The sequence below is a fragment of the Marinobacter sp. genome (genome assembly GCF_041690455.1).
Lineage (GTDB): Bacteria > Pseudomonadota > Gammaproteobacteria > Pseudomonadales > Oleiphilaceae > Marinobacter.
Window position 1 is genome coordinate 44,856 of record NZ_JAWLHI010000020.1, and the last position, 12,330, is coordinate 57,185.

Consider the following 12,330-nt stretch of genomic DNA (forward strand, 5'->3'; position numbering starts at 1 on the left):
TAGTTATGAGCAAATAACCCAAAGGAATCAGGTGCCCATGGTTACCCGTTCGCGTTTTCACCCCTGGCTGGCCGCCATCGCTCTGCTGATGCCTGCTTTGACACTGGCCCAGCAGGAGGAACTGGACATTGTCGAGGTCGAGCGTGCGCCCATCGAGGAGACGGTTCACCTGGATGGCGTCATCGAGGCGGTCCAGCAAAGCACCGTCTCTGCCCAGACCAGTGGCACCGTCCTGAAACTTCCTTTCGATGTGGACGATTCAGTGGCGGCGGGAGACCTGATTGTTCAGCTGGAGGACAGTGAACAGCGGGCGCGACTGAGCCAGGCCCGGGCCGGACTCGAGGAAGCGACCGCGGCACTGGCCGATGCCCGGCAGCGGTTCGAACGTATTGAGGCCGTCCATGAACGCGGCCTGGTATCCCGCCAGGAATTCGATCAGGCCCGGAACAACCTGGCCGGGGCTCGGGCCCGGCTGGAACGCGCTCAGGCTTCGGTTGCGGAGGCCGAGGAACAATTGAGCTATACCCGCATCGTGGCTCCCTACGGGGGCATCCTGACCGAACGGCATGTGGAAATCGGGGAGGCGGTCAATCCGGGCCAGCCGCTGCTCAGCGGGCTTTCCCTGGAACAGTTGCGGGTGGTGGTCGATCTGCCCCAGAAATACGCGGACCTGGCCCGTTCCGAGCGACGGGCCACGGTGGCACTCTCGGACGGCCGGTTGCTGGAAACCGGCGAGATGACGTTCTATCCCTACGCCGATCCGGCGACCCATACGTTCCGCTTGAGGATGCGCCTGACCGAGCCCAATGGCTCGCTGTTTCCGGGAATGCTGGTCAAGGTCAGCGTGCCCGTTGGCGAGCGTGAATCGCTGTGGATTCCGGCCAGCAGCCTGGTCCGCCACAGTGAACTGAGGGCGGTGTTCGTGCTGGATGAGCGGGACCGGCCCCGTCTGCGTCAGGTGCGGGTCGGTACCCCGGACGGGGAGCGCCTGGAGGTGCTGGCGGGATTGAGCGAAGGCGAGCGTATTGTGCGCAATCCACAGGTCCTGGTGGGCAGTGACCGGCTGAGCCTGTCCCGTCCCGCGGACTCTGGCGGGGAGGCAGGCCAGTGAGCGAGGAACTGCCGGGCGTCGGACCTTCCGGCGCCATTGCCCGGGTTTTTCAGGACAACAAACTGACGCCTTTGCTGGCGATGCTGGCGATCGTGTTGGGTGTGCTGGCGGTGATCATCACGCCCAAGGAGGAAGAACCCCAGATCGACGTCACCATGGCGGACATCATGGTGGGCCTTCCCGGTGCCAGTGCCCGGGAGGTAGAGAGCGCCATTGCCACGCCCGCCGAACAGGTGATGAGCGAGATCCAGGGCGTTGAGCATGTCTATTCGGTCTCCCGCCAGGGCCAGGCAGTGATCACCGTCCAGTTCGAGGTGGGGGTGCCCCGGCAGGAAGCCCTGGTGCGGCTGTACAACCAGGTGTACTCGAACCAGGACTGGCTGCCGGCCAACCTGGGCGCCACCCAGCCGGTGGTCAAACCCAAGGGCATCGACGATGTGCCGGTGATGACCCTGACCCTGTTTGATCCCACCGGGCGGCACGCCGGCGAGGAACTCACCCGGCTGGCGCACATGCTGGAAGTGGCTCTCAAACGGGTGCCCGGTACCCGGGATGTCTACACCGTCGGTGGCGTGCCCGATCGGGTGGATGTACTGTTTGACCCGGCTCTGCTGGCGGGATTCCAGCTCACTGTAGCGGACGTTCAGAACGCCCTGCAGTCAGCCAATACCAGCAGCCAGGAAGCCCGGGTTACCCGGAATAATCTGTCGATTCCGGTGCAGGTCGGCACCCTGCTGGAGACGGTGGAGGACGTCCGCCGTCTCGTGGTGGGCATGCACAATGGGGCTGCCGTGTACCTCGAGGATGTCGCCGAGGTCCGCCGGGGCGGCACCGTGGTGGACCAGAGCGTCATGACCGGGTTCGGACCCGGCGAGCAGACCGGGTCTGTCGGCGAACCGGGAGAGATTTTTCCGGCGGTTACCCTGGCGGTGGCAAAAAAGCCCGGTGAAAACGCCATCGATATCACCACCGCGATCCAGGAACGGCTGGAACTGCTTCGCAACCGCGCCCTGCCAGTGGGTGTGGAGGTGCTCGTCACCCGGGATTATGGCGAGACCGCCTCCCGAAAAGCACGCAAGCTGATTACTGACCTGATCTCCGCCACCGTGGCGGTTATGATTCTGGTCCTGGCCGCCATGGGTTGGCGCCAGGCGTTGATTGTCGGGATCGCGGTTCTGATCACCCTGCTGCTGACCCTGGTATTCTCCTGGGCCTGGGGCTTCACCCTCAACCGGGTGTCCCTGTTTGCCCTGATCTTCTCCATCGGCATCCTGGTGGATGACGGCATCGTCATTACCGAGAACATCAACCGGCGCATCCAGAATTCCCGCAGGGCGGTGAAGGACATCATCCCGGTGGCCGTGGACGAGGTCGGCACCCCCACCATCATGGCCAGCCTGACCATCATGGCGGCGTTGATCCCCATGGCCTTTGTCAGTGGTCTGATGGGGCCCTACATGAGCCCGATTCCGATCAATGCCTCCGCCGGGATGGTCATCTCCCAGATCGTGGCCTTTGTGGTCGCACCTTGGCTTGCGTTCCGGCTGCTGCGGCACAAGAAGGGCCAGGCGGCCGCCGAGGCGGCAGAGGCTTCAAATTCTGCGGAAGGCGTCAGCCCTGTGAGCCTGAAAATTTTCCGCACCCTGTTGTCACCGTTCCTCGGCGATCATTCCTGGCGGCGCCGGTTCCTGGCCCTGGGTGTGGTGTTGCTGACGGTCGGGGCCGCGTCCCTGCCGGTGTTCCAGGCGGTGATCCTGAAAATGCTGCCGTTCGACAACAAGTCCGAACTGCAGATTGTGGTGGACATGCCGGAACGCACACCAATGGAGAAGACCCAGCGGGTGCTGATGGAGATGGGCCATTACCTGGAAACCGTGGACGAGGTGGCCAACTGGCAGACCTACGCTGGCACCGCGTCACCGATCAATTTCAACGGTCTGGTCCGGCAGTATTACCTGCGCGGTGACCCGTACCACGGGGATATTCAGGTCAACCTGGTGGGGGAAGAGAACCGGGAGCGGCAATCCCATGCCATTGCCCAGTCCCTGCGCGGTCCGCTGACGGAAATCGGCGACCGCTACGATGCCGAGGTCAAGATTGTCGAGGTACCTCCGGGGCCGCCGGTGCTGTCGCCAGTGGTGGCTGAGATCTACGCGGTGGATAACGAGCGCCGGGCTGCGCTTGCGACCCGGGTGGCCGAGGGCATGACCGAAGTCAAAGGTCTGGTGGACATTGACACCACCCTGGAAGCGCCGACGCGGCAATGGGAGGTGGTGGTTGACCGCGCCCGCGCGGCCCGGCTCGGCGTTTCCCAGGCCCAGGTCGTCGGTGCCTTGCAGACGGCACTGGGTGGCCGTGGGGTCAGCTTCCTGCACGATGATCATGCCAAATACCCGGTACCGATCCGGATCATCCTGGGTGAGGGCGACAAGGCCCAGCCTTCGGCGCTGATGTCGGTGAAGGTTCGCAGCCGCAGTGGTCAGCTGGTGCCACTGTCAAGCTTTGCCGATGTCCGGGAAGCGGACTGGATGGGGGCCATCTACCACAAGGACCTGCTGCCGGTGACCTACGTGACTGCGGACATGGCCGGGGAGATCGATTCACCCCTGTACGGCATGTTTGCCATGGTGGACCGGCTCAAACAGGATCCGGATGCCCCGGAGCAGTTTTTCATCAACCAGCCCCCGTTGCCGGAGAAAGGCACACTGAAATGGGACGGCGAATGGCAGATCACCTATGAAACCTTCCGGGACATGGGGGCTGCCTACAGCGTGGGCGTGTTCATGATCTTCGTGTTGCTGGTGGCCCAGTTCCGGTCCTACGTCCTGCCCCTGGTGGTGATGGCGCCGATCCCGCTTACCCTGATCGGCATCATGCCGGGTCATACGCTGCTGGGACGGGAGTTCACCGCCACCAGCATGATCGGCATGATTGCGCTGGCCGGGATTATCGTGCGCAACTCCATCCTGCTGGTGGTATTCATCCGCCAGTTACTGGATGAGGGGGTTGATCTGGGTGAGGCGGTGATCCTCGCGGGCGCGGTGCGCATCAAGCCCATTGCCCTGACCGCGATTTCCGCCATGGTGGGCGCTTACTTCATCCTGAACGACCCGATCTTCAATGGTCTGGCGATTTCGCTGGTGTTCGGCCTGGCCATGTCGACCCTGTTTACCGTCATCGTGGTGCCGCTGCTGTACTACAACCTGGCCCGCTGCAAATGGCTTTGATGTGCTTAACGGGCGGGCCAGTAGCGCTGCATTTCCACGAACAGGAACGAGGCACTCCAGGTGATCAGTACCAGCCCTGTCAGGCCCTCGATTCCGGTCAGGTAGCGCAACGGACCGAGGGCTTCGATGTCACCGTAGCCCAAGGTGGTGAAGGTAGTGAAGGAGAAATAGACGCAGTCCAGAAGGCTGCCGTTAAAGTTGCCCACCAGTTCGCCCCAGCCATCGGCGTGATGCATGAGGTAGTAGGGCACGGCGAAGAACCAGACCTCCAGGGCGTGGGCAGTCAGGCAGCCCAGCACCGCGACAATCAGGCGGAAATGTTGGCTCTGGCGCATTTTGGAGAGTAGTCCGCTCAGACGGACCAGCACGGAGTTGTGCAGCACGACAACCAGGCACACGATTGCCACGTTTATTAATGTCACCAGGACCAGGTTGACGTGGGATTCCATGACCAGTCGCTCCACCATGCGAAAAATTGACGCACCCACTATTCTGGGGGGATCTGAAAGCATCTTCAGATTGTATAGTAGATTCAATACCTTCGCGCGTCGCCCCGCGATCAACCTGACAGGCTAATCACTGATGCTTAAACGTCTTTTGCCGCTGATCATTCTCGCCATCGGCGTTGCCGGTTTTGTTTTCCTGAAAGCAACCCGGCCGGAGCCGGCCGAAGTGAGTGCGTCCGAGCGCAGCTGGCAGGTGGATGTGCAGAGGGTGCAGCCTGGTACCCACACACCGATACTGCCCTTGTATGGCGAGGTCGTGGCTCCGAAGCAAGTGGACATCACTGCGACCCTGGCCGGCCGTGTCGCGGAGCGACCCGTAGCCGAAGGTCAGGACGTCCGGGAGGGGGATTTACTGCTGGCCCTGTCCGATGCCGATATCGCTCCGGTACTGGCCCAGGCGCGGGCACAGGTGGCGGATCTCGAAGCCCAGATCCGTTCCGAGCAGGTGCGTTTTCGCAATGATCGCAGGGCCCTGGAAAGCGAACAGGCGATTCTGGAAAACGCCCGCCGGCAGTTTGAGCGCATCGAGTCCCTGGTGACACGCAACCTGGCTTCCCGCGAGAACCTGGAAGCGGCCACTGATGGCCTGGCCCGTGCCGAGCTGACCGTTCGCACCCGCCAGCGGGCCCTTGATGAGCATCCGGCAAGGCTGCAAAGCCTGGAGGCCAAACTCGAGCAGGCCCGGGCCAATCTGGACTCGGTGCAACGGGATGCCGAGCGAGCCCGGGTGGTCGCGCCCTTCGATGGCGTGGTCACCGGCATCCAGGTCTCCGCCGGCGATCAGGTGGCCCGCAATGAGCGGCTGTTATCGGTTTACCCGACGGAGGGCCTGGAGTTGCGGGCGCGGGTACCGGAAGTGTTCCGGGCGGAGCTGCTCGACGCCCTGGCGAAGGGGGAGCGGTTGGTGGCGATGGCCGAAACCGGCCACCGGTTCCGGCTGGTCCGGTTTGCCGGCCTGGCGGACCCCGCCGGCACCGAAGCAATCCTTGAGTTAATTGGCGAGCCCGGCGGGTTGAGGCCTGGTGGCTTGCTGCCGGTAATCCTGCAGCGGCCGCCCAGGCCAGATACGGTGGCGGTGCCTTTCAGTGCCCTCTATGGCGCGGGCAGTGTCTACCTGATGGACGAAGATAACCGGATGCAACGGGTGGAGGTGCAGCGCATTGGCGAAGCCCGCAGCAGCAATGGCAAGCGTCAGCTGCTGATTGCCGGAGACGGACTGAGGCCCGAAAGCCGGCTGATCACCACCCACCTGCCCAATGCCATTACCGGCCTGAAAGTGACTGTGGCTGAGCCGGCCGGGGAGCCGGGGCAATGAAGCGCAGGAAGGGGCTGATCGGCTTTTTTGTCCACCACCGGGTGGCGGGCAACCTGGTCATGCTGGTGATGTTGCTCGGCGGCGCCCTGGCGCTGACCCGCATGAACATCCAGTTTTTTCCTACCTTTGCCCTGGACGTGGTCAGTGTGCGGGTGGTCTGGAGCGGTGCGTCGGCGGAGGATGTGGAACGGGGCATTACCGATCCCCTGGAGCAACGGCTGCGCAGCGTCGATGGTCTGAAGAAAATGACCTCAACCTCGGCCCAGAGTGTGTCGTCGATCACGCTGGAATTCCACGAGGGCACCAATCCTATCCAGGCGCTGGATGACGTGCGCCAGCAGGTGGATGAATTCAATAACTTCCCCGCCGATGCCGAGGAGCCTCAGGTTACCCGGGTGGAACGCTACGAACCCGTGGCGCGCCTGCTGGTGTATGGCGATATGGATCGAAGCGAGCTGCGCCAGCTGGTGTACCGTTACGAGGACGAGCTGCTGGAGCGGGGCATCGACCGGGTCAACATCCGCGGCCTCCCGGAACAGCAGATCAGCATCGACGTGCCGGTGGAGCGCCTGGAATCCCTGAACCTGTCCCTGGATCAGATTGCCGACCGGGTTGCCGCAATCTCCCGGGACCTGCCTGCCGGTTTGCTGGCGCAGCAGGACGCGACCCGCGAACTGCGTTCCGTGGAACAGCGGCGCAGTCCCCAGGCCTTCGAGACCATTCCGGTGCTCAGCGGCGACCGGATCCAGCTGAGGCTGGGCGACATCGCCATCATCCGGCAGGAGTCCAGGGATAACCAGACAACGCTGGAGAACCAGGGCATGCCGGCAGTGGAGCTCCAGCTCCAGCGAGCGGAAAACGGTAACTCCCTGGCGGCGGCGAGCTTGCTGGAAGGCTGGCTGGCGGATACCCGCCCGGTACTGCCGCCATCGGTGAAGATCGAGGTCTACGATGAAACCTGGCAGCTGCTGGACGATCGCATCTCGCTGCTGGTGGAAAATGGCCTCGGTGGTCTGGTGCTGGTGATCTGCCTGCTGTACCTGTTCCTGCCGGGGCGGGTGGCCTTCTGGGTGGCGGTGGGCATTCCCACGGCGTTCCTGGCGGCGTTGGCGGTGCTCTGGCTGGCCGGTGGCTCCATCAACATGATCTCCCTGTTTGCACTGATCATGGCGCTGGGGGTTATTGTCGACGATGCCATCGTGGTGGGGGAGGATGCCGATGCCCATGCCCGCATGGGCGAGCCGTCGATCTATGCCTCTGAAGGCGCGGCCAAACGCATGGTGTGGCCGGTTCTGGCCTCGTCCCTGACTACGGTGGCCGCCTTCATGCCGCTACTGGTGGTGGGCGGCGTGATCGGCAATATCCTCGGAGATATTCCGATGGTGATGATCTGCGTGCTGGTGGCCTCGCTGGTGGAATGTTTTATCGTCTTGCCGGCACACTTGCGCCATGCCTTCGTTCCACGCCGAACGAAAACCGGCTCCGCAGAAGCGGATACCCGCAAGCCGAATCCGGTGGCGCGCCTGCGCAAGGGCTTCGAACAACGCTTCGATGCGTTCCGTGAGGGCCGCTTCCGGCGGTTTTCCCGTCTCAGTCTCAAGTACCGGGGCGTGACCGTCGCCAGCGCCCTGGCCCTGGCCATTATCACCGTGGGCCTGCTGGCCGGTGGCCGGCTCGGGTTCAACTTCTTCCCGACCCCGGAACCGTCAGTGTTCTACGCCAATGCCAGTTTCGTGGCCGGTACCGACGAGCACACCGTCGACCGGTTCCTGGAGCAGATGCAGCAGGCCCTGAATAAGACCGAAGAGGCCTTTGGCGGTGACCTGATTCTGCATGCGGTGACCACCCGGGGGGCAACCCAGGGCGCCGAGGGCACCTCCCGCAATGGTAACGAGCTGGGTTCCATGCTGGTGGAACTGGTGCCGTCGGATCGGCGCTCGGTGCGTAATCCGGCGTTCATCGAGGCCTGGCGCAGCCGGCTGTCCCTGCCCGCAGGTATCGATAACCTGACTATTTCCGAGCGTCAGGCGGGCCCGCCCGGACGTGATGTGAATATCCGGCTGACCGGTAACGATGCCGAAGGCCTCAAGCGGGCTGCGGACGAACTGGCCCAGGCTCTGGCCACCCTGCCTGGCGTGCTTGACGTGGAAGACGACATGCCCTGGGGCCGGGAGCAGCTGATCTACCAGGTGAGCCCCTACGGTGAGGCCCTGGGCCTGACCACCGCCGACCTGGGCCGGCAGCTGCGGGCGGCGTTCGACGGTCGCATCGCCCAGATCTACCAGGACGGGCGCGATGAAGTGGAAGTCCGGGTCCAGTTGCCGCGGGACCAGCGGGAACGGTTGTCGACCCTGGCCCGGATGACCATCCGGATTCCCGATGGCCGTTTCGTGCCATTGTCCCAGGTGATGAACCTGGATCATCGTCAGGGTTTCGAGGCCCTGCGCCACGCCGATGGCAAATTGGCGGTGGAAGTCACCTCCGCTCTGAACACGCGGGTGGCCACCACCGACCAGATTCTGGACAGCCTGCAGGCCGAGGCGCTTCCGGATATTGCCAAGCGCTATGGGGTGCGCTACAGCTTCGAGGGGCGTGCGGCGGACCAGCGGGAAACCATGTCGGACATGAAAACCGGCCTGCTGATCGGGCTGGCCCTGATGTATGTGGTGCTGGCCTGGGTGTTTGCGTCCTGGAGCCTGCCACTGATCGTCATGGCGATCATCCCCTTCGCCCTGGTCGGTGCGCTGCTGGGCCACTGGATCATGGGGTTGCAGCTGACCATCCTATCCCTGTTTGGCTTGTTTGGCCTGTCCGGGATTGTGGTCAACAACGCCATCATCCTGGTTTCCTTCTACAACCAGCAGCGGCAGAAGGGCCTGGAGATCCAGGAGGCCCTGAACGAGGCGGCGGTGCAGCGGGTGCGGGCAGTGTTGCTGACCTCCCTGACCACCATCGGGGGGCTGCTGCCCCTGTTGTTCGAGACCTCGCTCCAGGCCCAGTTCCTGATTCCCATGGCCACCTCCATTGCCTTTGGCCTGGGGCTTTCGACACTGCTGGTGCTGCTGGTCATTCCGGCGCTGCTGTCCTGGCTGGAGCAGTTCCGCGAGTGTCGGGCCCAGCGCCACGGTGATCATGCCGAACCCCTCGGGGCCCAGTCATGACTGCGCAGGAGTGAGCATGAACCAACCGGTACTGGAAGCCAGGGATCTGAGCAAGACCTTTGCCAGCGGTGCCGAACGGATCGCGGTGTTTTCAGGGCTGTCTGTTTCCCTGGCCGCGGGGCAATCCCTGGCGCTGATGGGTCGCTCGGGCTCCGGGAAGAGTACCCTGCTGAACCTGTTCTGTGGCCTGGAGCGGCCCGACAACGGTGTGATTACCCTGCTGGGCGAACGCTTTGATTACCGGGAGGCGGGAGCCGCACGCCTGCAGGAAAAACGCTGGGCCCGTCTCCGGCGCCGCCAGATTGGCGTCATGTTCCAGGAAGCCAATCTGATGCCCGCCTTGTCGTTGCTGGACAACGTCCGGCTCCGGGCCCGCCTGGCAGAGCAACCCCTGGAGCAGTGCCAGACCTGGCTGGAGCGCCTGGGCATCGGGGAACTGGCCGACCGGTATCCGGATCAGGTTTCCGGTGGCCAGCGCCAGCGCGCGGCCCTGGCCATGGTCTTTGCCATGAACCCGGATCTGATCCTGGCGGATGAGCCCACCGGTAGCCTTGACCGCCGCACCGCCGAGGACGTCACGGCAGAACTGTTCCGGCTGCAAGCGGAAACCGGTGTCGCACTTGTTCTGGCCACCCACGATCCGGAGCTGGCCGAACAGTGCCAGGTTACCCTCGACCTGGCGCACGGGGTCCCGGCCGGTCGAGCACCATGACCCTCTTTGCCGCCCTGTTCAGCCATTACCGCCGCCACCCCCTGCAGCTGGTAGCCTTGGCCCTGATGATCCTGGTGGCGACCACACTCTGGTCCGGGGTGCGACAGCTTACCGAGCAGGCGCGCACCAGCCTGTCCCAGAGTGAACAAGTGATTGCCGGGCGGGAGCAGGTGGTGCGGGTGGACGGTGCCGGGATGACCGTCAGTGATTTCGTGACTCTTCGCCGGGCGGGTCTCTGCGTCATGCCCTGGCTGGAAGTGCCCCGGCAGGGCGATGTGGGGCTGGTCATTGGCGTTGATCCCCTTGCAGCGGCCTGTTTCGGGGGGGCGGGCGGTGCCTTCGGTAATTCACAGAACCGGCTTGAGGGAGAACCCTTTGTCGACATCAGTGAAGCCGCACGCATGGCCCGCGAGTTACCGGCTTCCGAGCCCGCGCCTTCTCTGGCGCTGATTGCCTCAGGGGATGTGACAGCCGACGCGTTTCCTGCCGGTTACCGCCTTGCAGACTTCAGCAGGGGCCCGGATACCGGAGAGCTGGGTGAGAGTTTTCTGCTCAACCTGGATGCCTTGGGAATCCTTGTGCTGCTGATCACCACCTTGCTGCTGCGCTCGGTCTATCGCCTGGGCATCGTTCAGCGCCGGGACAGCTTCGCCCTGTTACACCGTTTTGGGATACCTCCGGCACATATTGATCGCTGGCTGGTGGTAGAACTTCTGGTCCTGTCCGCGCTTTGTATTCTTCCGGGCCTGCGGCTTGGCAGCTGGTTGGCGGGCCTGCTAGGACAGGGCTTCGGGCGCTCCCTTGAGGGTCTGTTCGACGCACCCCTGTACGCAGCCCCCGGCCAGTGGCTGGCGCCGGCGTTTACCATGATGGCCGTGGTATTGGTGGCCTGTCTGGCCGATTTCCTGGTGCCTGGCGGCCATCGTGTTGTCGCCAGCCGGGGTAAGGGCAAGCTGGCCGGCGGGCTTCTGGTCGCCGGCCTGGTGTTGGCGTTGCTGAGCCCGTCCCTGCTTTGGGTGTTCGTGGCCGTCGCCATCGTCTTTGCCGGTGCCGGCCTGCTCACCCCGGCCCTGATCAACCGGTTGGCTGCCCGCGCCGCCGATGCCAGCGCTGACCCGCTCAGCCGGTGGCGTTACCGGGAGCTGGCGGTCATGGCCCGGCAGCTGGCGTTGCCGGTTGTCGCTCTGCAGTTCACCCTCGCCATGGTGCTGGCGATCCAGGCCCTGGTCACCACCTTTGAAGACACGTTTGATCGCTGGCTCGGGCAGCGCCTGGAGGCGGAGTTGTATGTTCCGGTGCCCGAAGGGCAGTCAGGGGATGTTGCCGCCCGGTGGCTGGCATCACAGCCTGAACTGCAGGCCAGTGGCGCCTGGCACCAGGTGACCCGTGGCCGTGGCAGTGTGTCAGCCCCTGGAGGTGCCCCAACGCCGGTGGACCTGTTTGCGTTGTCACCGGTTTCCTCCCTGGTGACTGGTTGGGAATTGCTCGCTTTTGAGGACGCTCCGTGGGCCACCCTGGCACGCGGCGAAGCTGTGCTGGTGAACGAACAGCTGGCGCGACGGCTGGAACTCGGTGTGGGCGACCGCATCGCACTAGAGATGGCCGGCCAACAGCTGAACCTGCCGATTGCCGGGATCTACGCCGACTACGGCCGGCCCGCCGGCGAGATACTGATCAGCGGTAGCTTGCTTCCGGAGCAGTTCCGGCCGGACTTCGAAAGTGTCTCCATCACCCCCGGAACCCTGCCCCGGGCGGAACTGATCCGCGGTCTCGAAGCGGTCTGGCAGGTTTCCGACATGACCGTTCGCGACAACGAAGAAATCCGTTCCCTGGCGACAGGCGTGTTCGACCAGACCTTCCTGATGACTCGCGCCATGACGGTTCTCACCCTGGCCCTGGCCGCCCTGGCGTTGCTGATCATGGGCTGGGTATTCTTCACCGGCCGTGCCTGGTACTTCCGGCTGCTGGCCACCTGGGGGCTGTCCCGGCGCGAGGTGGCGGCGCAGCTGACCCGCCTATCCGTCGGGCTGACCGGCAGCGTGGCGTTGCTTGCACTGCCGCTCGGCATCTGGCTCACCTGGGTACTGGTGCATCGGATCAACCCCCTGGCCTTCGGCTGGTCGCTACCGATGGCGGTCTACCCCGGCTTCTGGGTGGAGCTGATCGGGCTCAGCCTGTTGATCGGCCTTGGTATCGCCCTGCTCATGGGGCGGCAACTGCGGGCCGGGGCGGCCTTGCCGGTATCGGCCAGCAGCCTCGCAGGAGGTGAGCGATGAGGCGGACGATGCGGGTTCTGCT

7 protein-coding genes are annotated in these 12,330 nt (G+C 64.1%); 6 read left to right on the plus strand and 1 reads right to left on the minus strand.

Annotation, left to right across the window (positions count from 1 at the left end; all coding sequences use genetic code 11):
* Positions 1-37: 37 nt before the first annotated feature.
* Both ACESMW_RS06785 and ACESMW_RS06790 read left to right on the plus strand, forming a co-directional pair.
* On the plus strand, positions 38-1,111 hold the full coding sequence (locus tag ACESMW_RS06785) for an efflux RND transporter periplasmic adaptor subunit (RefSeq protein ID WP_372986294.1): 1,074 nt from the start codon (positions 38-40) through the stop codon (positions 1,109-1,111).
* Positions 1,108-4,338, plus strand: a complete 3,231-nt coding sequence (locus tag ACESMW_RS06790) for an efflux RND transporter permease subunit (protein ID WP_372986295.1) — start codon at positions 1,108-1,110, stop codon at positions 4,336-4,338. The genes ACESMW_RS06785 and ACESMW_RS06790 overlap by 4 nt, the downstream gene beginning before the upstream one ends.
* Positions 4,339-4,343: 5 nt before the next feature.
* Here the strand turns inward: ACESMW_RS06790 and ACESMW_RS06795 are convergent, their stop codons facing one another.
* Positions 4,344-4,787, minus strand: a complete 444-nt coding sequence (locus tag ACESMW_RS06795) for a potassium channel family protein (protein WP_372986296.1) — start codon at positions 4,785-4,787, stop codon at positions 4,344-4,346.
* A gap of 133 nt (positions 4,788-4,920) precedes the next feature.
* Here ACESMW_RS06795 and ACESMW_RS06800 point away from each other — a divergent pair, with 133 nt between their 5' ends.
* Genes ACESMW_RS06800 through ACESMW_RS06815 form a run of 4 tightly spaced genes read left to right on the plus strand, consistent with a single transcriptional unit; the run spans position 4,921 to position 12,308 of the window.
* A complete protein-coding gene (locus ACESMW_RS06800) occupies positions 4,921-6,159 on the plus strand; it encodes an efflux RND transporter periplasmic adaptor subunit (RefSeq protein ID WP_372986297.1) in 1,239 nt (412 codons plus the stop codon).
* Positions 6,156-9,320 (plus strand): efflux RND transporter permease subunit, encoded by a 3,165-nt coding sequence (locus ACESMW_RS06805; RefSeq protein ID WP_372986298.1) that lies wholly within the window; start codon positions 6,156-6,158, stop codon positions 9,318-9,320. Before ACESMW_RS06800 ends, ACESMW_RS06805 begins: the two co-directional genes overlap by 4 nt.
* A 16-nt stretch (positions 9,321-9,336) precedes the next feature.
* Positions 9,337-10,032: an ABC transporter ATP-binding protein gene (locus tag ACESMW_RS06810; RefSeq protein ID WP_372986299.1), complete on the plus strand. Its 696-nt coding sequence runs from the start codon at positions 9,337-9,339 to the stop codon at positions 10,030-10,032.
* Positions 10,029-12,308: an FtsX-like permease family protein gene (locus tag ACESMW_RS06815; protein WP_372986300.1), complete on the plus strand. Its 2,280-nt coding sequence runs from the start codon at positions 10,029-10,031 to the stop codon at positions 12,306-12,308. The genes ACESMW_RS06810 and ACESMW_RS06815 overlap by 4 nt, the downstream gene beginning before the upstream one ends.
* The last annotated feature ends 22 nt before the right edge of the window (positions 12,309-12,330 follow it).